The sequence below is a fragment of the Ginsengibacter hankyongi genome, assembly GCF_008710285.1.
Lineage (GTDB): Bacteria > Bacteroidota > Bacteroidia > Chitinophagales > Chitinophagaceae > Ginsengibacter > Ginsengibacter hankyongi.
The window spans coordinates 1-24,007 of the sequence record NZ_VYQF01000013.1 but is presented as its reverse complement, the minus strand read 5'-3'; the positions used below and the strand labels follow the sequence as shown (position 1 = coordinate 24,007).

Annotated in this window: 26 protein-coding genes; 9 read left to right on the top strand and 17 right to left on the bottom strand. The window is 40.3% G+C overall.

The genetic code is table 11. From position 1 onward, the window contains the following. Positions 1-78 precede the first annotated feature (78 nt). A complete protein-coding gene (locus FW778_RS21695; protein WP_150416996.1) occupies positions 79-969 on the top strand; it encodes a TraB/GumN family protein in 891 nt (296 codons plus the stop codon). A 5-nt stretch (positions 970-974) separates the two neighbouring features. Here FW778_RS21695 and FW778_RS21690 read toward each other — a convergent pair whose 3' ends face one another. Further along, on the bottom strand, positions 975-1,391 hold the full coding sequence (locus tag FW778_RS21690; protein ID WP_150416995.1) for a nucleoside-diphosphate kinase: 417 nt from the start codon (positions 1,389-1,391) through the stop codon (positions 975-977). A 180-nt stretch (positions 1,392-1,571) separates the two neighbouring features. Here FW778_RS21690 and FW778_RS21685 point away from each other — a divergent pair, with 180 nt between their 5' ends. Next, complete coding sequence (locus FW778_RS21685) at positions 1,572-1,937, top strand: four helix bundle protein (protein ID WP_150416994.1); 366 nt, start codon at positions 1,572-1,574, stop codon at positions 1,935-1,937. A gap of 58 nt (positions 1,938-1,995) precedes the next feature. Here FW778_RS21685 and FW778_RS21680 read toward each other — a convergent pair whose 3' ends face one another. Further along, a complete protein-coding gene (locus FW778_RS21680; protein ID WP_150416993.1) occupies positions 1,996-3,354 on the bottom strand; it encodes an MATE family efflux transporter in 1,359 nt (452 codons plus the stop codon). Between the two features lie 132 nt (positions 3,355-3,486). Here FW778_RS21680 and FW778_RS21675 point away from each other — a divergent pair, with 132 nt between their 5' ends. From FW778_RS21675 to lpxK, 5 genes are all read left to right on the top strand, one after another. Beyond that, positions 3,487-4,314: a DUF3822 family protein gene (locus FW778_RS21675; RefSeq protein WP_150416992.1), complete on the top strand. Its 828-nt coding sequence runs from the start codon at positions 3,487-3,489 to the stop codon at positions 4,312-4,314. Next, the gene (locus FW778_RS21670; RefSeq protein ID WP_150416991.1) at positions 4,305-4,844 is read left to right on the top strand and encodes an RsmD family RNA methyltransferase; all 540 of its coding nucleotides are present in this window, start codon (positions 4,305-4,307) and stop codon (positions 4,842-4,844) included. Before FW778_RS21675 ends, FW778_RS21670 begins: the two co-directional genes overlap by 10 nt. After that, positions 4,845-5,474, top strand: a complete 630-nt coding sequence (gene bioD, locus FW778_RS21665; protein ID WP_150416990.1) for a dethiobiotin synthase — start codon at positions 4,845-4,847, stop codon at positions 5,472-5,474. Beyond that, complete coding sequence (locus tag FW778_RS21660; protein ID WP_150416989.1) at positions 5,471-6,043, top strand: 5-formyltetrahydrofolate cyclo-ligase; 573 nt, start codon at positions 5,471-5,473, stop codon at positions 6,041-6,043. Before bioD ends, FW778_RS21660 begins: the two co-directional genes overlap by 4 nt. A gap of 470 nt (positions 6,044-6,513) precedes the next feature. Then, positions 6,514-7,587, top strand: a complete 1,074-nt coding sequence (lpxK, locus tag FW778_RS21655) for a tetraacyldisaccharide 4'-kinase (RefSeq protein WP_150416988.1) — start codon at positions 6,514-6,516, stop codon at positions 7,585-7,587. Here lpxK and FW778_RS21650 read toward each other — a convergent pair. Next, on the bottom strand, positions 7,584-7,787 hold the full coding sequence (locus FW778_RS21650) for a hypothetical protein (protein ID WP_150416987.1): 204 nt from the start codon (positions 7,785-7,787) through the stop codon (positions 7,584-7,586). The two genes, lpxK and FW778_RS21650, sit on opposite strands and share 4 nt — an antisense overlap. Positions 7,788-8,086: 299 nt before the next feature. On the opposite strand from FW778_RS21650, the gene FW778_RS21645 reads away from it, so the two are divergent. Beyond that, positions 8,087-8,320 (top strand): hypothetical protein, encoded by a 234-nt coding sequence (locus tag FW778_RS21645; RefSeq protein ID WP_150416986.1) that lies wholly within the window; start codon positions 8,087-8,089, stop codon positions 8,318-8,320. Positions 8,321-8,553: 233 nt separating this feature from the next. Here the strand turns inward: FW778_RS21645 and FW778_RS21640 are convergent, their stop codons facing one another. The 10 genes from FW778_RS21640 to FW778_RS21595 all read right to left on the bottom strand — a co-directional run bounded on the left by FW778_RS21640 (position 8,554) and on the right by FW778_RS21595 (position 18,837). Continuing rightward, positions 8,554-9,027 (bottom strand): DUF3276 family protein, encoded by a 474-nt coding sequence (locus FW778_RS21640; protein WP_150416985.1) that lies wholly within the window; start codon positions 9,025-9,027, stop codon positions 8,554-8,556. Between the two features lie 131 nt (positions 9,028-9,158). Beyond that, positions 9,159-10,994, bottom strand: a complete 1,836-nt coding sequence (locus FW778_RS21635; protein ID WP_150416984.1) for an ABC transporter ATP-binding protein — start codon at positions 10,992-10,994, stop codon at positions 9,159-9,161. A gap of 162 nt (positions 10,995-11,156) precedes the next feature. After that, positions 11,157-11,909 carry a tyrosine-protein phosphatase gene (locus FW778_RS21630; RefSeq protein ID WP_150416983.1) on the bottom strand — a complete coding sequence of 251 codons (753 nt, stop codon included), beginning with the start codon at positions 11,907-11,909 and terminating at the stop codon, positions 11,157-11,159. Between the two features lie 8 nt (positions 11,910-11,917). Further along, the gene (locus FW778_RS21625) at positions 11,918-12,763 is read right to left on the bottom strand and encodes a glycosyltransferase family 2 protein (RefSeq protein WP_202552428.1); all 846 of its coding nucleotides are present in this window, start codon (positions 12,761-12,763) and stop codon (positions 11,918-11,920) included. A 118-nt stretch (positions 12,764-12,881) separates the two neighbouring features. Beyond that, positions 12,882-13,424 (bottom strand): WcaF family extracellular polysaccharide biosynthesis acetyltransferase, encoded by a 543-nt coding sequence (locus FW778_RS21620; RefSeq protein WP_150416981.1) that lies wholly within the window; start codon positions 13,422-13,424, stop codon positions 12,882-12,884. Next, a complete protein-coding gene (locus tag FW778_RS21615) occupies positions 13,417-13,875 on the bottom strand; it encodes an exosortase/archaeosortase family protein (protein ID WP_394349807.1) in 459 nt (152 codons plus the stop codon). The genes FW778_RS21620 and FW778_RS21615 overlap by 8 nt, the downstream gene beginning before the upstream one ends. Before the next feature lie 126 nt (positions 13,876-14,001). Next, complete coding sequence (locus FW778_RS21610; RefSeq protein ID WP_150416979.1) at positions 14,002-15,189, bottom strand: glycosyltransferase; 1,188 nt, start codon at positions 15,187-15,189, stop codon at positions 14,002-14,004. 141 nt (positions 15,190-15,330) lie between these two features. Beyond that, positions 15,331-16,641 (bottom strand): hypothetical protein, encoded by a 1,311-nt coding sequence (locus FW778_RS21605; RefSeq protein WP_150416978.1) that lies wholly within the window; start codon positions 16,639-16,641, stop codon positions 15,331-15,333. 52 nt (positions 16,642-16,693) lie between these two features. Next, positions 16,694-18,124, bottom strand: a complete 1,431-nt coding sequence (locus FW778_RS21600) for a hypothetical protein (protein ID WP_150416977.1) — start codon at positions 18,122-18,124, stop codon at positions 16,694-16,696. Positions 18,125-18,156: 32 nt separating this feature from the next. Further along, a complete protein-coding gene (locus tag FW778_RS21595) occupies positions 18,157-18,837 on the bottom strand; it encodes a class I SAM-dependent methyltransferase (protein WP_150416976.1) in 681 nt (226 codons plus the stop codon). Positions 18,838-19,026: 189 nt separating this feature from the next. Between FW778_RS21595 and FW778_RS21590 the strand changes: the two genes are divergently transcribed. Then, complete coding sequence (locus tag FW778_RS21590) at positions 19,027-19,752, top strand: class I SAM-dependent methyltransferase (RefSeq protein WP_150416975.1); 726 nt, start codon at positions 19,027-19,029, stop codon at positions 19,750-19,752. 52 nt (positions 19,753-19,804) lie between these two features. Here FW778_RS21590 and FW778_RS21585 read toward each other — a convergent pair whose 3' ends face one another. The 4 genes from FW778_RS21585 to FW778_RS21570 form a co-directional block, all read right to left on the bottom strand. Further along, the gene (locus tag FW778_RS21585; protein ID WP_150416974.1) at positions 19,805-20,617 is read right to left on the bottom strand and encodes a glycosyltransferase family A protein; all 813 of its coding nucleotides are present in this window, start codon (positions 20,615-20,617) and stop codon (positions 19,805-19,807) included. Beyond that, positions 20,617-21,438 carry an FkbM family methyltransferase gene (locus FW778_RS21580; protein WP_150416973.1) on the bottom strand — a complete coding sequence of 274 codons (822 nt, stop codon included), beginning with the start codon at positions 21,436-21,438 and terminating at the stop codon, positions 20,617-20,619. Before FW778_RS21580 ends, FW778_RS21585 begins: the two co-directional genes overlap by 1 nt. Further along, positions 21,416-22,564, bottom strand: a complete 1,149-nt coding sequence (locus FW778_RS21575; protein WP_235906536.1) for a glycosyltransferase — start codon at positions 22,562-22,564, stop codon at positions 21,416-21,418. Before FW778_RS21575 ends, FW778_RS21580 begins: the two co-directional genes overlap by 23 nt. A gap of 910 nt (positions 22,565-23,474) precedes the next feature. Continuing rightward, a complete protein-coding gene (locus tag FW778_RS21570; protein WP_150416971.1) occupies positions 23,475-23,780 on the bottom strand; it encodes a GIY-YIG nuclease family protein in 306 nt (101 codons plus the stop codon). Between the last annotated feature and the right edge of the window lie 227 nt (positions 23,781-24,007).

The following is a 24,007-nucleotide window of genomic DNA, read 5'->3' as shown; positions in this document are numbered from 1 at the left end:
TTAGTTGGTTTAAAGATGAAATATAGGATAAAATAAATAAAAATCCGAATTGCTTATTTTTACAGCAAATAACGTTTTATGAAATTTGTTATTGTGGTTATGTTAATATGTTTTGGAATGGCAGGTTGCCATGCCCAGCAGGAACATTCTTTTTCCATACAAAACAATAATAAAACGCTCCTGTGGCAGGTGAGTGGCAACGGGCTGAAGCAACCATCTTTTCTGTTCGGCACTTTTCATTTATTGTGTAAGGACGATATCCATTTCGGCACGCAGCTAAAGGATGCGGTTAAAGAAAGTAATGAAATATATATGGAGCTTGATATGGATGACCCTTCCACTTTATTGGGCGGCATGTTGTACATGAACATGAAAGATGGAAAAAAATTATCGGATTTATATACGCCGGAAGAGTATCAAAAACTAAAGGCATATTTTACGGATACCCTTAACACGCCCTTCATGATGTTTCAAAAGGCAAAACCCTATTTTTTAGTGGCATTGATCTATCCTAAAATGATGAACTGCCCATCTCCGGCGGGCGTGGAAGAAGAGTTATTAAAAATAGCTAAGGAAGATAAGAAAGAAATAAAAGGCCTGGAAACAATACTGTTCCAGGCGTCAGTATTTGATAGTATTCCTTATGAATGGCAGGCCAAAGAATTGCTGAAAAATATTGACAGCTTTTCAGTGTATAAAAATGAATTTGATGAGATGATACGGTTGTACAAAAACCAGGAATTGGATTCGATGCAATCTATGGTAGGCACCAGCGAGTTCGGATCAGAAAAATACGAAGACCTTTTACTCAACGACCGGAATAAAAAATGGGTGAAAGAATTAAATGAAATTATGAAAACCGAAAGCGTATTTGTAGCAGTGGGAGCGGGGCACCTCAGCGGCAACAATGGGCTTATCGCTCTTTTAAAAAAAGAAGGATATACCGTAGAGCCTTTGGTTAATAAATAATTTACTTAAAACTGTTCCAGCTTGCTAAAGAAAAAATCACCTTCAATTTGTGCATTCTCATCGCTATCACTTCCGTGAACAGCATTTTCGCCAATAGACGCAGCATATAATTTCCTGATGGTACCTTCTGCAGCCTGGGCCGGGTTGGTAGCACCAATTAACTTCCTGAATTCTTCTACCGCATTTTCTTTTTCGAGTATGGCTGCCGTTATAGGGCCGCGGCTCATAAACTCAACCAGTTCTCCATAAAAGGGTCTTTCTTTATGTACTGCATAAAATTCACCGGCTTTTGCTGATGAAAGATGTGTCATTTTCATGGCAACGATGCGAAAGCCTGCCTCATTGATCATTTTTAAAATGGCTCCTGTATTACCTTTCGCAGTTGCATCAGGCTTAATCATCGTGAAGGTTCTATTAGTCATTACTTATTTTTTGGGTGGCAAAGCTAATGAACAATAGTGAATTGTCAATGGGGAATCGTGAATGGTGAAGCGTCAATGGTGAATGGGGAAACGGGAATGGTGAAGCGGGAAGCGTGAATTGTGAATATCTTTATTTTCTATTAATAACCTTTATTTCATCTTACTTAAAGGTTAAAAAAAATGTTTTTAAATTTAAATCATCAAAAGCTTGATTTATACACCGCTTCAAGATTGTTCGTTTTGGAATGCTATAAATTAAGTAAACAACTTCCCGCGGATGAAAAATTTGGAATGATATCGCAAATTCGCAGGGCTGCTTTATCTGTACATTTAAATATTGCTGAAGGCTCCTCCAGGAAATCTGAAGTTGAAAGAAAAAGATATTATGAAATTTCCAGGGGGTCTATCATTGAAATAGATGCCGCAGTTGATATTGCGAACGATTTAAGCTATTTAGGTAATTTTAATTTAGAGCAATTAGGTATCCAAATGATAAGATGCTTTAAAATGTTAACTGCTCTTATTAATTCTCAAATGAAAAGTTGATCATTCACGCTTCACGCTTCACGATTCACATTGACGCTTCACCATTCACGCTTCACGATCAAATCACCTCCCCATGAACTCGCCAATTCCCTTTTTTAATAAACCAAAAAGAAATTAAAAAAATCAGCACCCAGTAAACGAGTTCATTGCTCCATACAACAGCCAGGGAGAGCCTGAATTTCTTTACTATCGTGAACGTGTACACGAGATAAAATACAATAGCCGCCATTTCTATTATAAGATTCATTTTTGTTTTACCGGTTCCCGTAACTGCGTTCAGCCAGATGGCCGCAATGCTCATCATAATCATCCCAATCGACACAACACGCATTACCGGCAGTGCTGCTGCAACAAACAATTCATCCTGCCGGAACAATCCAAGAAAATGATACGGAAAAATATTTAACACTGCGAGCATACACAGGGTAGTCCCTACACTCCACAACATCGTCTTTTGAACGGCTTTCACAACTTTATTTTCCAATCCCTGGCCGATAAGATTACTCACCATGGTATTAGATGTACTGGCAAACGCCCAGATCATAATACCCATCAGTCCAAAAATAGTTCGCATAGCATTGGACACAGCTTTTGCCCTGTCGCCATATTGCTCCAGCAAAATAAAAAATGCCAGCCATGTAACGGTGCTTAAAACAAATTGTAATACGAGCGGCGCAGAAATTTCCAATACTGCCTTTGAATAAATTCTATCATATTTAAAACTTTTAAAAAGATTAAATTCTTTTTTTAATCCCATCCTGAAGATGACGACGTAGACGATGATCATCCCTGAAATCTCTGCAATAACGGAAGCGAAGGCAGCTCCATTGAAACCCAGTTGGGGAAAAGAAAATGCACCATAAATAAGCGTATAATCAAAAAAGATATTAATAACTGCCTGGCCGATGGTACCTACCAGTAAAAAGCGACTGTTTAACGTGCCCACCAAAAATGCATTACCCGCCTGGAATAAAAACAAGAAAGGCAACCCCCATACTCTTATCCGCAGAAAATCCATCTCCTGTATAAAATTATCCGGCGTAATAAAATATTGTAAAATGAACGGGGCAACAAACCACGTAAACAACATGCCGCCTAAGGCAAACCATAAAGTAATCCTAATACCTTGTGCAAACACCTTATGAATGTCTTCCGGCTTTCCCTCTCCACCCTTTCTTGAAATGATGGCCTGCAGGGCATTTCCAAGGCCATTGCCGCCCACCATCAACACAAGATAATATACGCCGGTAATGCCCGCGTTGCCGAGTTCTTTAATACCAAGCCCTCCTAAAAAGATATTATTGGTAATAAAATTTACATTGGGAATAATGAGCGAAGCAGAAATAGGCAAAGCAATTTGCAATATCTGCCGGTTAGTTACCGAAACCTGTAAATTTGTATCAATTGAAGCGGACATAAAGTTCGTAAACCTATATATTAATTTATTGATTTCAATAATTTTCGTCTTTTTTTACAAATGAAAATCACCGGGTTCAATTACACTAAAGAAGACTCAAAAAATTATTCTATTATTGCGCAGTAAAAAACAATGAAAGCATTATTTGAAATATTACCCGGAAGCGTAGACGCAGCAAATTGCATCCTTGTTTGTGAAATAAGCAATGAAAGTTTTTCGTATACCATAAAAAATGAAGAACAAAACAAGTATGTTGGGCTGGCCGTGTATCAATTTGAAAAGGGAACAGACCGCAACGATTATGGTAATGTGGTGCAGGAAGCAATCAAGGCGCAACCGATGTTATCAGGAAACTTTAAGAAAGTATGCGTGGTATATTCTTATTCAGAAAGTGTGTTGATACCTTTTGCTTTGTATAGCTCGCTGGAAAATGAAAATGTTATCAACCTGGTTCACGGGGATATCCAAATCCATACTTCCATTCTTACCGATTTAATTACTGAAAGCGGCGTTTATAATGCATACCGGGTAGCTGCACCGGTGCATCATGCATTCCAATCAACTTTTCCCGGCGCCGTAAACATGCATCAATATTCGGTTTTATTGAAGCAGCCCCGGTTGAACGAAGATAAGTTAAGCGTTATATTTTACCCGCAGCGAATTGTAGTAAAGCTCGACAAACAAGGGCAAACGGAATTGGTAAACAGCTTCTGTTACCAGGCTGCGGAAGACGTATCTTATATTTTATTAAATACCTGTAAGCAATTTAATGTTGAAAATATTCCGGTTGAAGTGACCGGCCTTATTGATAAAGACTCGGCATTATACAAAGAAATTTATAAATATTTTGAAACGGTTGACTTTGCTTCGCTACCTGCCGGTAGCAATTATGCCGAAGAGATTACCCAACAGCCTGCTCATTATTTTAGCCATATTTTTGCAATTGATTCATGCGAATAATTACAGGAAAATATGGAGGCCGAAAAATAAATCCACCTTCTAAGATGCCGCATACGCGGCCCACAACAGATGTTGCCAAAGAAGGATTGTTCAACATCATAGAAAATAATATGTCTATAGAAGGCATAAAAACCCTGGATATTTTTGGCGGAACCGGCAGCATCAGTTATGAGCTTGCTTCAAGAGGAGCTACTGATCTCACTATTATAGAGAAGGACCCTAAAATGCATGCGTTTATTCAACAATCCATTGCTGGTTTGGCAATTGAAAATTGCCGTGTTATAAAAATGGATGTATTCCGGTTTTTAGAAACCACTACAGATACTTATGATCTTATTTTTGCAGGGCCGCCATATGCATTAAAAAACATTGATGACCTGCCGGTAATTATCAGGGAAAAGAAGTTACTTAAACCTAACGGATGGTTTATTCTCGAACATACACCCGCCAATAATTACGAAAAATATCCCATGTTCAAATCATCAAGAAATTACGGAACAACTATATTTTCAATATTTATAAACTCATAAATGAAACCCATATTTATAACAGGAACAGGCACAGATGTTGGCAAAACACTGGTAGCGGCTATTGTTACGGAAGCTTTACAGGCAGACTACTGGAAGCCGGTTCAGGCAGGCTTTGCAGGAGGAACTGATTCATTATGGATTGAACAAATGATATCAAATAATACAACAAAAATCCACCCTGAAATTTATAAACTTAAAATGCCTGCGTCGCCGCATCTTGCGGCAAAGGCAGAGGATGTAAAAATTGTTTTAAAAGATATCGTTCGTCATTTGCCCAAAACAAAAAATACATTAATTATTGAAGGAGCAGGAGGACTGATGGTACCATTAAATAAAAGAGAATTCATCCGTGACCTGCTAAAAAAATTAAAAGCAAAAGTTATCATTGTAAGTAAAAATGAATTAGGAAGTATTAATCATTCTTTACTTACAGCTGCGGTTTTAAAAAAAGAAAAGATAGACGTGGCAGGATGGATATTTAATGAACAATATTTAAATTACGAAAACGAAATTGCTAACTGGAGCGGATACCCGCTGATTGCATCCGTACCGCATTTAAATGAAATTACCAAAGAAACCATTAAAGCAGAAGCGGAGAAAATGAAAGAAAGTCTTCAAAAATTGTTATGACGAAAGCCACCATTAGAAAAATTTATAAAGAAAAAAGAAGCCAGCTTTCTCCGCAGGACATTGAAAAATTTAATGACCTTATCCTTATTAATTTTCAACAAATTCAACTACCGTTTCTTTCATGCATACATACCTATATCGCTTCTGAAAAACTGGGAGAGGCGGATACATCCGCCATTACAAGGTATCTGCAATTTAAAAACCCCGGGCTAAAAATATTGGTGCCAAAAATTAATATAGCCACCGGCGATATGCACCATTTGCGTTTTGATGAAGAAGTGGAACTGGTGCATAATGCATTTGGAATTGCAGAACCATTTTCAGGCGAAATTACCGAGCCGGATGAAATTGATTTGGTGCTGGTGCCTTTACTCGCCTTTGACCAGGAGGGTTACAGGGTTGGCTATGGTAAAGGTTATTACGATAAATTTTTATCGCAATGCCGGGAAGATATTATTAAAATAGGGTTGAGCTTTTTTGAACCTGTGGACGCAATAGACGACACGAATCCATTTGATATCTCTTTAAATTATTGCGTAACGCCGGAGCGGGTGTATGATTTTTCTTAAGTTCTCTGCGAACTTTAAAAAGTTTATCATGCCGAGCTTGTCGTACTCAGCTTGTCGTGCTCAACGTGACAGAAACTTTGTAATGAGCGACATGCTTAATATTTTTTACGTTCTCCTGCGCACTCTAACGAATTTGCCATGCTGAGCTTGTCGAAGCATTGAAGTAAAGAGTTTAAATTGTAAAACTATAGTAGGAAGTTATTTTATAATAACATAAAAGCCAATCTGCAAGTTGCCATTCGACAGGCCCAGGGTGACAGAAACTTTGTAAGGAGGGACAGGAACAGGATGGTGTTTAATATTTTTGAATTTCTCTGCGATCTTTAACGAACGCTTCAAATATGAGCTTAATCTTTGTCCAACTTTGCAAATTTAAAAGAGTTGTCATGCTGAGCTTGTCGAAGCATCGAAGTGGAGACTTTAAATTATAAAAACTTATAGTAGGAAGTTATTTTATAATTTTATCGCCCATGCTTAAAAGCTTCCGGTATATATTATTTCCTTTTTCAATTCTGTGGGGCTTTGTTATCTGGTTTCGGAATAAACTATTTGATAAAAACATCCTGCGTTCTGCAACTTTTAATTTCCCCTTAATTTGTGTCGGAAACCTTGCGGTGGGCGGCACCGGCAAAACGCCGATGGCAGAATATCTCATAAGGTTACTGACAAATAAATATAATGTAGCAACCTTAAGCCGGGGCTATAAACGAAAAACAAAAGGCTTTGCTATTGCCGATGATACTACTACAGCGGTAGACATTGGTGATGAACCCATGCAGCTTCACAAGAAATTCCCCGGTATAACGGTAGCCGTAGCCGAAGAAAGAGTAGTAGGTATTCCCCAATTGCTGCATGCGAAGCCGGCCACGGAAGTTATTATTCTTGATGATGCTTTCCAACACAGGGAGGTACGGGCGGGGCTAAATATTTTACTTACCGAATACGGGGACCTTTATACAAGAGATTTTATTTTACCGGCCGGCAATTTAAGAGACGTAAAGAGCAGCGCTAAAAGAGCCCATGTAATTGTAGTAACCAAATGCAAATCGCACTTGAATGAAGAGGAAAGGCAAAGCATTATTGAAGAAATACATCCCTTACCCGGGCAACAGGTATTCTTTACTAAAATAGAATATGCAAGCCCGTACCATCTTTTTACTAAAGAGAACAGGTTCATTGCACCGGATTGCCATGTGTTATTGGTGTGCGGTATTGCTAATCCCAGGCCCTTGAAAGAAACACTTACCAATTATACTGATACCTATGAAATGATTGTATTCCGCGACCACCATATATTTACGGTAGATGATCTTGCAGAAATAAAAAAGCAGTTTTCAAAAATTGAATCTGCCAATAAAATAATGCTCACCACCGAAAAAGATGGTGTAAGGCTTGCGAAATACGAAAATGAATTAAAGGATCTTCCGGTCTATGTATTGCCCATGCGCCATAAATTCCTGTTTGGCGAACAGGATAAATTCGATGCAACCATCAATGCGTTTGTAGAAACTTTCGCTACAACAGGCAGCCCGTTAACCGCTTAATAATTATCGTATAAAACCATTGCCTGGGCAAATGTTGCGGGTTTCACCGCCGATGGATCTGACGCATCTGGAATTGCATTTTGAATTGCAACACCACCAAATGGCTGCCAGCCTAACCGGATATTATCTTTAATAAGAGACTCAAGATTTTCAACTCCCTTGGAACTTGTGATTACAACGTAATCCAGAATTTTAGCCATTTTTTATTTTTTAAAATGATAGGATTTTAAGTGTGCGAATGTATGACAAGAAGAAAGTTCTTTACCTATTAAAAGCGTAATATTTACAATACTTTACCGTTATATGACCTTTAGCCAACCGATCTCATTTTCATTTCATATATGGTTTTTTTGCTTATAATTTATATTATGTTAAATAGGCGCTACACAGCTAACCTTTGAAAAAGGATAATGAAAAAGCCTGCGCTTCTGTTTTTCATCGAAAGACTTGGTTAGATTAATCTTGATGAGTTATCTTGATGAGCTAAAAAAAATTGAAGATGATAGACAATATTGAAAAATTTGAATCATTCCTTTTCACTAATTATCCAGAAATTTATAAAGAAGTAAAAGGTATTATATGGTATTCTCCATCAAGTATATACGAAAACACTATTAATGTCTTCAATCCTTATTCAGATGATAAGAAAAAAGCACTGGAATTTGAAAATATTATTGCAGAATACGGTCATACTCCTTTGACCCGTTTAACGCCGAAGATTTTAGCAAGATAATCTTCTATTACAGAAAGTAAACTATAATTTGACATAGATCATGTATAGGCCTTCCCTTTGATTGTAAAGGTCAAATGACTTCTGCATGGTCATCTTCAAAGGGGGTTACTAATGCCCATTAAAAGCCACCCCGCTTTTAACAGCCTGCTCCTTACAGCAATGGCAACACCATCATCTTCTGAATAAAGAATAAGGAAATTTAAAAAAGCCCGGAACCATACAATATTTCTCTATCACCACTTGTCTACTTCCTCGTTAGTTTGGGAGGACGGTGAAGAAGCTTGCTGTGACTGTGGTTCTGTCGCAGGAGTTGCAGGAATATCTGCAGGAATATTGTCCGGCTTGTTTTCAGCGGCCGGTTGTTTATTTTCTTCGGGTTTGGTTCCTTCAGAAAAATTGCCTTCATAACCTTCGTGGTTTTCGTGACTGAAAGCATCAAAATCAAAATCGGGCATCAGGTCGGTCTTAACAAAATCAATTGCTTCGGTCATCCCCTTCAAAAATTTATTAAAATCTTCCTTATACAGGAAAATCTTATGCCTGTCATATCCATCTTCGTTAAATCTTTTCCTGCTTTCTGTAATAGTTAAATAATAATCGTTGCCCCTTGTTTCCCTGATATCAAAAAAATAAGTCCTTCTTTTACCGGCCCTGATTCTTTGACTGTAAACACTTTCTACTTTCTTGTCGTTGTTTTCGTTCGGCACTGTTATTTAATTTTTGTTGTTGGATGAATTGATTTTGCTAGGAAGCAAAGATAAAATTGTTTTTCAATTGGCAAAATATATGGCCGGATTTACACCGACAGACCGAATTTAATAAAAATCATATACCTGGTTTATAACACCGCATTCTTTTCCTGTTGCTGCTGGTTGTAATACATTTCAGCGTAGAGGCCTGCCCTTTCCAGCAACTCGCGGTGGGTGCCTTCCTCGGCTATCGCCCCGTCCTGCAACACAATTATTTTATCGAAATTAAAAAGCGAAAAAATGCGATGAGTAATAATAACTGCCGTTTTTGAATGAAGGTAATTATACAGGTTGCCAATAATTTCATTTTCCGTTTTTGCATCTACGGCACTCAGGCAATCATCAAATAAAACGATTTCATGCTCCTTCAGCAAAGCCCTGGCAATCGAGATCCGTTGCTTCTGGCCACCACTTAAGGTTACCCCTCTTTCTCCTATCATGGTAGTATACTTGTGAGGAAAGCCTTCTATCTCCCGTGCCACCGCGGCATTGGCCGCCGCTTTATAAATGCGTTCGGGTGTTGTCTTTTCCAGGGCAAACCCGATGTTATTTTCCACCGTATCGCTGAACAAAAATACATCCTGTGGCACATAGCTTATCTGGGACCGCAGGCTCGTTAAGTCCAGCTGCTTTATATCAATTCCATCATACGTAATGTTTCCTTTTGGGGGATCATACATCCGCAGCATCAACTGCGCAATGGTAGATTTGCCCGACCCGGTTTTTCCTATAATCGCCACCTTTTCACCCTTATTAATAACCAGGCTGAAATTTTTTATAGCATGTATGCCCGTGTGGGGATACACGAAATCAACCTTGTCAAAAGTAATGTTCCCCTTCAGTGTGGTTGTAACGGGAGCCGGTGCATTGGCAACTGTTGGGGTTGTGTGTAAAAATTCGTTTATGCGTCGCTGTGAGGTCGCCGCTCTTTGTATCATACTCGCCGTCCATCCTATCGCCATAACCGGGAAAGTAAGCATGAGAATATACATGATAAATTCGCCGATAACACCAATGTTAATGCTGCCATTGATCACATACAACCCGCCGGTTAATATAGTAAGCAATGTACTGATGCCGATAATTAAACCCATCGAAGGAAAATAGATGGCTTCTGTTTTGGCGAGTGATATCGCGTTGCGGCGGTAGAGTTCACTGTTCTTTTCAAAAAAGCCCAGCATGGCCTTCTCCTGTACAAACGATTTGATCACCCTTATGCCTGAATAAGATTCCTGTGCATTGGTAGTAAGGTCGCTCAGTAAAGATTGTATCTTATCGCTCTTGCGGTTGATAATAGTATTTACATAATAAATGGTAACGGCCAGTATAGGTAACGGCGACAGCACATAAAACGTCAGCTCTTTATTTTCATTATACATGTAGGTAACGGAAAAGCCAATGGTGGCAGCCAGGTTAATCAAATACATAAGGGCAGGGCCCGTGTACATCCGCACCCTGCTAACGTCTTCGGATATACGATTCATGAGGTCGCCCGTATTATGCGTTTTGTAGAAATTCGTATCCAGCTGCTGGTAATGATTAAAGATCTCGTTCTTCTGCGCATATTCGATATGCCTGCTCATTACTATAATGGTCTGCCGCATAAGGAACATAAAAAACCCGCTGATGAGCGCCAGCACCAGCAACATAATTCCGCAATACAGGATCCTGGTTTTAAAGGTGCTGTCTCTTTTAGTAAACTGGTTGATAAATATTCTGACTAACGGATCATAATGGGTTTTTATATGCGAATCCGCGGCAATGCTTTTTTTCTGCAGGCTCACCTCCACGGTATTCAACACATACTTGGTCACCTGCGGCGTAAGTATCCTGAAATAATTGGACAAAATAATAAAGATCATTCCCAGTAAAAAATGCCATTTGTATTTCCAGAAATATTTATTGAGGGAAGCGAGCGGGGACATTATCGTTTGAGTGGTTTATTGGTTGATTTGTTAACTCGTTAACTAGTTAACTGGTTAATGGGTTCATTGGTCGCCTTATTAACTTATTAACTCGTTAACTCGTTAACTTTTTTAACTGAATTAACACCCGCAAAGATATTTCACGTTTTCCATTGTCCATTCTCAATTCTCAATTACTTCAAAGCTGTTGTATATCTTGTTTCCCAGCACCTGGTGAAACAATTCCCGGTTGCGGGGATCAGTAAGCGCCTTTAAATGATTAAAATGGTGAAGATCGGTACCTACAAAGTCGGCAAGGTTATTTTCTACTATATATTTCGCTGCTTTTGCGGCGGCCTTCCCGTAGTAACCGGCTATCGACAGCAGGTTTACCTGCAAGAGGAATCCGAGTTCTTTCATCCGGTGGTATGCGCCGTAGTTCTTATGGTAATAGTGGTACCGCTCGGGGTGCGCCATTAAAGGCTGGTACCCCGCTATATTCAATTCAAAAGCCATCGTCTCCAGGTTCGCCGGTGAGGTGGCATAAGAGAGTTCCGTGAGCAGGTAATTTTTTTTGAGCGTAAGCAAGGGAGCCTTCATCCGCAGCAATTCCATAAAATAATCATCCAGCATGTATTCCGCCGCGGCATTCAATTGTACGTCGAGGTGGTTCTCTTCGCAGGCTTGTCTTAACACGGCGAGGGCGGCATTCACCGTTTCGGGTGTATTACGAAACATGTCACCGATTACGTGTGGTGTACAAATAAATCTGGTGATACCCAATTCTCCAAGGCCACGGATCAGCGCAACCGAGGTTTCCACATCAGGCGAGCCGTCATCTATGCCCGGTAATAAGTGAGAATGAATATCCTGGAACAGGCATGTAAAGTCATACTTTTCATTCCCGGGATTATGTTTTTTAAAAAAATTCAGCATGATTGGAATTACCGGTCGGCCTCAGCTTTCACGTCTGCTGGAAAAACCAACACTTTTGAGCTGAAGAATTTGTGGGGCCTATCCGCACTAACCGCTTCCTGGCCCCTGGCGTTTTTATATTGAGGTATTTTGATAAGTGGTTTTAAAATAGATACCATTAATGCAAACGGTATATTGTTCTTCTTCATAGCAAGATAATCGCGGCGATTGGCCCTTAGCCTCCCGTAAATACTGTTATTGCTCGCTCCCCCGTTCCTCATTTTCACGATCATCTTATCCAGGTAAAAAGAACTTATTTTATGATGGTACAAGTACCTTGCCATAAACTCGTAATCGGCTGCCGTAAAATAGTGATTTTCATAACCGCCAAACTGTTCGATCAGTCCGCGGCGGATATAAAAGGTAGGATGCGCTGGCATCCAGCCATAATTAAACCGGGAGCGTTTATAGGGCAACCCTTTCCAATAACGCATCACCAGCTTCGGGTTGGCAGCGTTTACATATACCAGGTCTCCGTAAACAGAATCCACCTGTTTTTCATCAAAGCAGGCTACAATATCCATAATCACATCCGCCGAAGCCAGCATATCGTCGCTGTTGAGCACCCCGATAATATCACCGCTAGCCATGGCAATGCCTTTATTGATGGCGTCATACATCCCCCTGTCCGGCTCGGAGATCCAACGGGCGATTGAGCCGGCATTTTTTTGAATAATTTTCAGCGTGCGGTCAGTAGATTTTCCATCCACTATAATGTGCTCTATATTGCCATAAGTTTGCTTCCTCACCGAGGCAATGCAATCTTCCAGGTGCTTTTCAGAATTGTATGTTACAGTTATAATGGATACTCTCACGGGCAGATTAGCTGTTTAGCTGGTAAATAAATATTTTTATTGTTACAATCATTTTAATATCAACATTCCACCGGGTAAACAGCACAAACGCAATATACCCGTTTAAAATTGTATTACCTTATTGTATCACTCGTTCTTTAACTTTCAATGCAGGGTTTCCCCGGTAAATGCCCATCGGCTCTAATGCTCCCGTTGCTACAGAACCCACTGTTACCACTGCATGATGGCCGCACGTTACTCCGCCACAAATAACCGCCCCGGCTCCTATCCAAACACCCTCTTCCAAAATGATGGGTTTTACCATCAGGTCAAAGGTGGATTTTGTATAATCGTGGTTGCCGGTAAGTAACAGGCACCACTGCGATAAACAAACATTATCACCCAGGGTTACCATTGCCAGGTTATCAATTCTCACTCCTTCACCAATCCACACATTATTTCCTATTTCAAGAAACCACGGATATTTGATGTTGACCGCCGGCTTTATTAAAACATTATGCCCGATCCTGGCACCAAAGAGCCTTAATAAAACAATTTTAAATTTATACAGAGGAAAAAGAGAGGTCTTAAAAAAAAGGATATTGAAGAGATACCATAACCACCTTTTTACGGGATGTCCGGGCTTGTACCATGAATTATCGTATTCACCAAGATTAGTCATGTAAATTACGGCCTTTTTTTTCGTTGTTCAAAATTTTATTCCCTGATTTTCTGTCGTATAACCAAATTAAAATGAATATCATTCCATAAGCAGCAATGGTAAACCAGGTATGGTGGTCTATCCCTAACGGCATGGGCCATCCCTTATTAATGGCCAGTAAAAGTAAGGTAATGCGGATTACGTTGATGAACCAAAGTATTAATAACCCGGCAAGCATCCACCGGGCCTTTTTCCAAAAGGTGGCGGTATTGGCGGCTACAAAAGCAATCCAGAAGCTATAAACGCCGTAGCCCACGCAGTTCATCGCAATCAGCACTCCCCTTCCCCCTTTGATCCTCAATACAAATCCCGGCTCCCTCAATGTTTGAATATTAAATATAGAAAGAATACCGGCTGTTGCATTAATCAGGGAATTTTTTAGCCAGCTCACATAATCCAAATATTTTTCCACAAAAGGGCTGTACAATCCGCCCGGTGCAGCAAGACCAATTATGGCAAGCGTACCAAAATAGCAGGTGCAGAAGACTCCTGCGAACTTGAGGAGGTAGATGATGAATGGGTTGAGGGGTTTAATGGTTTATTGGTTTATTGGTTTATTGTTTAATCTCTCAAAAGCCTCACCCCTGCCCTCTCCCAGTGGAGAGGGGGAAGACAAAAACATCTCCCTGTACTGTGCCCTTATCTTTTCTATATCTATTGCAGCGACAGCGTAATCCATTGCGCCCTGCTGCCATTGCACGAATGTGGCTTCATCCATGGCGGCAAAAGACCGGATCGCTTCTTTTAATTCAGTTAGATCTTCAACGCCCACATTCCTGCCGGCCCGGGCTTCCTGTAATTGATTCCAGGGGGTGAAATTACTGGTAATTACCGGCCGCCCCGCAGACAACGCCTCGTAGATGGCATGGCCAAAATTTTCACTCTTGCTCGGCAAGATAAAAACATGGGCATCCTGCAGCGCCTCTTTCACGCCGGAAGGCTCAATTTCCTTATGAACCACTACGCTGATATTCGAAGGCAACATACTGATTTTTTGCCTGCATTCTTCCCAATAGGCTATATCGATTACAGGCCCGTAAATATGATATCGTATGCCTGCATCCATTTTCTCCAATGCCTGCAACACCAGCAGGATATTCTTTATCGGGCCGAGGAGGGCAATGCTGATCAGCGTAAGCACTCCGGGGTCTTTTTTTGCAACAGGCAGCGCCCCGATATTATTAGGGAAGTTGCCCGCAATATTTACCACTGCAGGATATCCAAACTGTGCCCGGATATAATTTTCTTCTGCCGTATCGGTCGCATGCAATTGCACTTTGTAGTGGTATTCGAATAGCCTGAACAGCTGCAGGTATATCTTTTTCTTCCATTTTTTTTGAGACAAAGCGCCGGGGTGCAGCATGCCTCTTACCGAAAGAATTTTCTTTGGAACCTTACAGAATATAATGGGTACTATATTAAAATGCCAGGAAAATATACCGATGATGTACAACACATCCGGCTTTATGGTTTCCACCTGTTTAACAAGGCTATCACTTATCTTTTCATGGTCGGCGTACCAAACTTGTGTGTGTTCATTAAAGGGCAGCCACTCCCCTGTTGTGATATTTTCCAGGGCGCCGCCGGTTAAATCGGTATCGCCGCAAAAGATATAATATTCAATATCCTCCCTGAATTCATTTACCAGGTTGGCGATAGATTGTATTGGCCCCCCTGCGCGGAAGGCCGGAAGGAACCAGGGGATCGTGATAAAGACTTTGGTCAAATTTAAATGGTTTAAGTCATGAATTATACCGATGGCCCCGACTTAGGAAGAAGGCCACGGATTACACGGATGAACACGGATTAGGTCATACCAGGTCCGGGATGTATTTTGTGTTTGATTTTGCTTTTTACGCTTTTTAAATTAATGTGAAGTAACAGGATATTTTATATAGACACTCCCGGCGTTACCTTGCACCGGCCCGCTGAAATTGCAATTGTCATAAGTGGCAATACCCGAAAAATGCAGGGTATCATCATACCTCCCATAATACCGGAAGGAACAATTATTGAATTTTATAAAAGTACTATTGGATGTAAATAACGTTTGCCGCCCCGCCTGGGAACTGTAGGCAAAATCAAAGACACAATTATTGATGGTAGTGGGGATATTGTTTTTGGTATCCCCTGCGGTAATGGTTCCAATGGTGCCCAATGATTCACAGAACAGGTTGTAGATATGGGTGGGAAACCATCCTGACTCAGGATTATAAATTAGCCGGATGGGTAGCCCGGCGATGTTCCCACCGTCGATGGTGTAGTTGCCCGCCTGGTGCTTGCCATAGATATTGGTGGCAAAGATGGTGTGAATGCGGCCCCAGCTATACAGTCCCCGGATCACGTTGCCTTTTTCCTGCGCCTGCCCGCAGGAAATGCCGAGCCTCGCATCGCCGCACCGGATGTTTTCCATTACAATAATATCTGCATTATACGTTACCCCGTTTGGCGAGATTTCATAATCGATGGCAAAATTTCCTACGTTCAGATCGTGCAACTGCACGGCGGTAGAGCCACCGGTATTCTTACTCCCATCGTAGTCAATTACTATCCCGGCGAGGTTCCTGCCCACCTTTGGGTCATTATAAGCCGAAAAGGGAATAGCATAATAGGCAGGCCCAGCTATGGCGGGGGAATGAAAATTACCTTTGAGTGTTAAATGGTCTATTTCAGCGCCTTTGAGGTATTGGCCGCCGAGGGCAAAATCATTACCGGTATAATGCAGCACCGTTCCTTCGTCCCAGATACCTCCGTCACCATACAGGTGGATGGCTGCTCCCACATATTGGCCTTTATACAACACAAATATTTGTAGCGACTGCGAATAATTATAGGTTCCCCGCGGAATGTACAGCGGCATGCTGTTGATGCAGGTATTGATGGATTGCTGAAGTGCGGAAGAATTGTCCTTATTATTAGATGATGCACCATACCACATGGCCGAAAATTCCCGGGCCCTGCAACCTGATAATGAAACCGTTGTGTCGAATATTTGAATAAAAGGATTCGCTTCAATCAACGCGTTCCTGATGGTGCCTTTACCGCTGATCTTAGCGGAAATATGTAAGATCTGTCCATGCAGGTCCCACGTGCCCGAGATGGTGGTATCCCTGTCAACGTTGACCGCTGCGGCCTGCATGCAAATTAAAATGGATATTGGGGTAAGTAATGCTTTCATTGGTTGGCACGGATTTCTTATACTGTACTATTGTAAGGTTTCACTTTTATCGCTACGGCACACTGCCGGTTGCAGGAATTGCCGGAGCTCCGGATAATTTATTCGTTCTCTTCTTCATTACTTTACTCAGGTCCTTCTTCCAAAATAAAATCAGCATATAGATAAGGAAGCACGATTTTACCAGATGCCCTAGTGAAGTTTGCAACTCGCAATCGGGACGTATAGGGTAATAAAAGACCAGCGGAACAAACAACAACAAAAAGGGATAATACTTGCTATAGCGGTAGAAGCCGTTAAGCACTTCGCTAAATAAAAGTCCTAGGAAAAACATAAAGATACAACCGCCTGTTACCCCAAAATTCACATAGCCATCTCCAAGTGGACCTAACGCCATAGAAGTTCCCGGCATTAGGTGGATTCCTGAATATTTAGTAAATAAGGCCTGGTCACCGGCATTTAATTTGTTCGGCGCGATGATCCTTGGTAAAAAAGCCGATTGGAGGATCAGACCTAACTCTTCCCCATTGGCATAGGGTATTTGAGCAGGAACATAATTCATAATATTGGTAACAATAAAACCCTGGTTAATTCGGATGTTGCTGGTCGCAAGGCTCCTGGAACTAAATAAAGAATTATTTCCTTCTTTCGCTTCTATGGCGTTTTGAAAAGATTCGATGCCCCCGGTCTGCCCCCCGGTACCACCGCCCCAGGCAATCCTGCGGTAATCTCCCTTCACCTGCTGGATGACCACTGCCATGAGGATGAACCCGGCTGCACAGATTGTTTTGAGTAGAACCGAAGGTTTGTATTTAATCGCCAAAACTGCGCCCAACATTATTAACCAGGTAATTAAATCATGAAACATGGCGTGCTGCAACGTGCTGGCTATAATGGATCCAAACACCAACACCAGTACCCAAGTTTTTAATTGCCGGGTTCCCATTATTACCATAAAAGCCCCAATAAATTTAAACCCACCCAGCAGGTAAAAAACAAAGGCAAATGCTGCACCGAAAAACCCTGCTACGAAAGAGGATAAGAAGCCAACCGCAATAAATATATAAGGAAGATTGCCGGAATTATCAATAAACCTGGCCACTTCCCGTTGATTGATCACTTCCCCTTTTAATTTCCCGGCCGTAATATGCAGGCCGGCAATAAAACAAATCATCGCAGGGATCACGTAAGCAAAATATTCTGCTTCCGGAATTTTCATTTTGTAAACCGGGTTCTTTTGATAGGCATCGAGGCCATTAAAAGCCAGCGTGGGCCCCAGCAACATTTGCAGACACATAAAAGCCCCTGCGAGGTACCTTATCGGGATAACGGCTCCTACAGAATAAAACAGCAATAAGAACTGGTGGAGGGTTATGGCAAGGGCAATAAAACTCAACCAGCTCAAATCAATCCATACCGTCCTAATAAAGATCAATATAAGAATATAAAGACCCCAGTTAAATTTTACCCTGAATAATGTATCCATATTTGTGACCCGGGTTAGTGTGTCAAATGCTGCTACAAGCTATCCACTTTTTCATAAATAAAAAAATCACAGGTCAGCGCCGTATTGTTTGTAATTCTTTTTACCAGGTGCCAGTCTTTCTTATAAAGGGCAATCCATTCTGAAAATTTCCTGTGCCTTACATGGTATTTCTGTTTCCCGTCAACATCCCACGCATAAATTATAACAAAGCGGGAAGAAGATGAAAACAGCTTTTGCATATAATTTTCATACACCTCATCTTCCAGCAAATGATAGATCACGTCGAGCGATAAAACAAGGTCTGCAGTAAATAACTCCGGATTGGCTGCAAAAGTTGTCTCGTTGTAAATATAAAAGCGCTTTGAATTATCCTGTTTAAAAATAGCAACGCATTTCTCTATGGCAGTTGCGGACACATCTAAACCAAGGTATAAGGGAAATTCAAATTGCTTCAGCTGGTTTCCATCACCGCATCCCAACTCAATAACTTTCCGAATATTATTTTCAGCAGCAAATTTATTAATAACTGACGCTTTATAGGCGGCACTTTTGCCATAAGAACCAACGCCCGAATTACCATTTTTCCGGTAGCGGTTCTCCCAATAAGCGGCCGAGCCCGGAAAAGCTATGTTGGATACTTTTACCGCAACAGACTGGCTCAGTTTATTACTCATCAATAACCGGTAACCCATTTGTTTAATGGTTTTCCTCATAGTTTTCCCTGAAATAAAACACGCTTTTTAACTTCTTTTCAACATGATATGCTCTATCAATAATAGAAAATTGTCTCCATACAACCTGCAAAGTCGGCCCGGGGAATTATGACAAAAGAATAAGGGCGCCAATCCTATATTTGTATGGCGATCTTTTAATCGTTTTACTTTCTAGTCAATAACAATATTATGCGAACTGAGAATCTTCGAAGGCTTGAAAACTTGAAGCTGACAAAATTTAATTTTTACTACCTGCATTATAAGTCGTTTTATAAAGAGCTTGCCTTAGCTATCAATAAATATGCTACCGGAAAAGTATTAGATATCGGGTGTGGAAATAAACCTTATGAAAAATTATTTGGTCAAAAAATCACAGATTATATCGGCTGTGATATCGTGCAGTCAAATTCGAGAAAGGTGGATATTTTATGCCAGGGTAATAGCATCCCTTTAGCATCCAATTCTTTCGATACGGTATTTTCTACCCAGACAATTGAACATATGGAAGATCACCAGGGATTGATAAACGAATCATTCAGGTTAATAAAACCCGGTGGGTACTTCATTTTATCGGGACCGATGTATTGGCATTTGCACGAGGAACCACATGATTTTTTCCGGTTTACCAGGTTCGGATTTCAATATATTTTGGAAAAAGCAGGATTTAAGGTTGAAGAGATAAATCCAAATGGTGGAATGTGGGCAATGACCGGGCAAACACTCATACACGCTATTATCAACAGCAATAGCAAATCTTTTTTCATTCGCTCCTCGTGCTACCTGTTTAAGAAGTGTCGTCTTTGCTGGTTCATCAATCTTTTTTTTTCCTGGATGGACAAAGTGGATTATAACCCGCGAAATACATTAAACTATGTGGTAATAGGCAAGAAACCAATCACAGATTTAAACCTTTAAACCCAGACTATTTGAATATAGCGCTGTTTTAATGGAATTAAAAGTTATTATACTATACCCTGTTTAAATAAAACCTTTTCCCAATCGGCTTATCAAATAAAACCCTTCTGACCAGGAATTTTACTTTAGCATAAAAAGACTTACCTCTTAATTTATCAACGGTTATCGACCAGTTTAAATTTGTTATTGTATAAATAATCGCGTAAAACGGCAAGGGCAGAAGTTCTTTCCCGAATTCCTTTTTAATCCGTGCAGGTAAGGAGGCATGACCGGAAAAAAAATTGTTTGATCCCAACGATAATGCCGCCATATCAGTTTGAGGCAGCATATTACGATGAATAATGTGAGTAGAACCACTGATCATATTCATAGCGTAGGGTTGTCTTACATATATGTTTTCAATTGCTATAAAATAATACCCCTTGTTTACGTACCATCCCACCTGGTTGTCTTCTTTATGGCGGATTACATAGTCCACCAAATTTTTTGACACCAGGTCATCCGCATCAAGGCACATTATATATTCATAACCGCTTTCCTTCGCCAACTGTGCTCCATACATTTGTTTACGCCCCTGGTCAAAAAGATATTCAACATCACGGGCGTTTAGATAACCGCTATCTTTAAGTGCTGCATTTCTATCTTCAATTTTTTCAAAATCGCAATAGTCAAATGGCAGTTTTAAATAATCAACTTTAGGGCTGTCAATAAGGCTTTCAGGCATATCATGTGTAATAACAAACACATGATAATCGTCATTAGTTTGATGCAAAATTGACTGTATCGTATTATGAAGGTAGCTGCTGTCTTGTTCCCAATTCGTGGAATTTCTTTTTGGTTTGAACGGAATTATAAAAGCAAGCATTAATTCAGCGTTTTACGGGTATATTTTACATATTCCCCTGTATAAGATATAGCGAAGTAAGGGGTAAGTAAATCATTGATATACTGTGTTGACCCCGGGTTAATTCTTTCATGTATTTCAACGATAATTACATCAACCTTATGAATCCAATCCAGATTTTTACTAAACAACGGCAATTCTGCACCTTCGATATCTAGTTTTAGTAAATCGATTTTATCGATTTGATTTTCTAAGAGGAAATCATTCAGAGAAACTGCATTTATACGGACAACATCATCATTATTTTTGTCGCTAACAGTAAACGAATCGTTAGGATTATTTAAATTCAGGTACAGCTTTTCTGTATCAGTCCATATAGCATGTTCATAGGTTTTAATATTACTATAAGCGCCAACATTTTGTCGTAATAGTTTATAATTTGAATGTTCAGGTTCAAAACAATAAATCAAGGTATACGGATATCGATAATTAAAGTATAAGGCGGCCAACCCAATGTTTGCTCCACAATCCAATATAATCTTCGGAACGGGTAAAGTTTTAATGCCGTTCTCATACTCCTTATTAATAAAAATCTGGGCGAAAATATCGATATCGGATGTAAAGTTTCTGAGGTAGATGGGTACATCGTTCCCTTTAACTGTTAATCTTAATTGCTTTTTGCGCAGGATATGTTTTTCGAAAAAATATTTACTGGTTTTCCAAAATCCCCCTAATTCCTCCAAATGAATTTTGAAACTTCTATATCTTAACCTGATCTTTTGACTGAAATTCATTAATTCCGCTGCCCTGGGTTCAAGGCTATGTGATAGAACGTGATACAATATTTAATACCGGCATAAAATATTTTTCAAAATTAAGCGACTGCCTAAAGTTGAGCTGTGCAGACTCACGGAGCGACGGCACGTCTTTCACAATCGCCTCAATATTTTCTTTAAGTGATTTTACCGAGCCATCGGTAAAAAAGGCCCAGTCATACTTTTCAAGGTATTGCGTAAACTGACTGCTGTTGTATAGTATTACCGGTAAACCGCTCGCCGCATATTCATAGATCTTATTAGAGGCAGTGCCCTGCGCCTGGCTGACGATATCGTTATTCATATTAATCCCTATACCAATGTCACACGACGCAGTTAACGCAGGAAGTTCATAATAAGGACCGATGTCTTTCCAAATTAACTTATTTGCTACGTTGTATTTTTCGGCTAAAGTATTTAAAGCCAACTTATATCCTGGTGTTACCGATCCCTTTAAAACTAAGTTCAATTCATAACCCTGTATTTTTTCCTGCAGCAATTCAATACATTCTTCCAGTGCATGGCCTTTCCCGATAAACCCCTGGTAAATGATCTTTATCTTACTGTTTTCGGTCGTGTTTTTAACGGGCTGGTTATACACTTTTAATGATGGATAATTAGGCAGGACAAAAACAGGAATAGCTGCGTCTACCGCTTTGTAATATTGCAACCTTTCTTTGGACGGCAGTGAAAAGAAATCAATATGCTTCATGGCTTTTGCTTCATATTTTGACGCCATGTAGCCGAGGGAATATTTTCGCTGCATGTACTTATCCGGCATGTCATGATTGTGGTACCAAACTTTTCGTTTACGGCGGATCCCCCGAATCATAAAAAATGAGAAGAGCGCAAAAGGATCATACAATAACACGAGGCTGGTATTTGTATGTTTTGCCTCCCGCAGTAGCGATACAGTAAATTGAAAAAAATAAAGCAGCTTTAGCCAGGCAGGTTGTTTTTCCGAATCCCTCACGGACACCTGCTTCCCTGTTTTTTTTAAACGCACGTTGGAAGGGTAAGGATAATTGCCTAAAGAATTGTTCCTGCTGATAACCACTACTTCCTCCGAATGTTCTGCAAGATTCAATATGGCATTTATAGTTGGCGGAAAAAAATCAGGGTCAATATAAATGGCTACGACAACTCTCTTCACTTGTGCAAACAATTTATTAATGGGTGCGGGCAAGCTTTGTATACCCGGCAAATTAAATTTAAGATACATGAAGCCCCTCGCTTACGTCATTGCGAGACGCATAACAAAAGTTGCAATTTGAAAAAATCTGGTGCGCCGTGGCAATCTGCTCCTTAAGAAGATAATGCCTGTTCTAATTATGAGATTGCCGCGTCGCTATTAAAATTCCCAACACGATTGACATCCACTTAGCTCCTCGCAATGACGTAGCAAATGGTAATCTGTTCCTTAAGAAGACAATCCCCGTTCTAATTATTAGATTGCCGCGTCGCTATTAAAATCCCCTACACGATTGACGTTCACCTAGCTCCTCGCAATGACGTTACAGCAATAGGTATCCACGGGGCTTCTACAGTAATGACGTTGCAAATGGTAATCTGCTCATTTAAGAACTTAAAGCCCTTTGTTTACGTCATTGCGAGGCGCATAATAAGATTGCATTCTTCAAAGATCTGATGCGCCGTGGCAATCTGCTCATTTAAGAACTTAAAGCCCTTTGTTTACGTCATTGCGAGGCGCATAATAAGATTGCATTCTTCAAAGATCTGATGCGCCGTGGCAATCTGCTCATTTAAGAACTTAAAGCCCTTTGTTTACGTCATTGCGAGGCGCATAATAAGATTGCATTCTTCAAAGATCTGATGCGCCGTGGCAATCTGCTCATTATACACAGACTGTTTAGTCATGAGATTGCCGCGTCGCCATTTGAATTCTCTTAGCGATTGGCATCCACTTAGCTCCTCGCAATGACGTTACACCGATAGGCATTTGCCTGGCTCCTCGCAAAGGCGTTGCACTGATTGGTAAAAGTTTAAGCCCCTCATAATGAATATCGCACTTACGACAATAGCTATGCAGGAAAACTCACAGTTTATATCTCCTGAATTTCATCCCACAGATCTTTCCAATCGGGATTCATAATCTTTATCAGTTCCAGCTTCTTTTTCCTGCTACCAGCTTTAATTTGTTTTTCCCGTTCTATCGCTTCACCGATCGTTGGGAAGACCTCGTACCAAACTATTTTTTCACAGTTGTATTTGGCAGAAAAACTGTTCGGAAAAAATTTAGACTTATGTTCCCATATTCTTCCTCGAAGATCAGATGTCACGCCTGTATAGAGAACTGTATTGTTTTTATTCGTAATGATGTAGACACAGCCGCCTTGTTTTATATTCATACTTTTTATTCGTAGTGGTATGATACCCGTTCTAACAATAAGAAAGCAAAACTGTTCTAATTAGGAGATTGCCGCGTCGCTATTAGAATTCTCCAAACGATTGGTATCCACGGTCTTCTACAGCAATGACGTTGCAAATGTTAATCTGCCCATTTAAGGACTTGAAGCCCCTTGTTTACGTCATTGCGAGGCGCATAACAAAAGTTGCAATTTGAAAAGATCTGGTG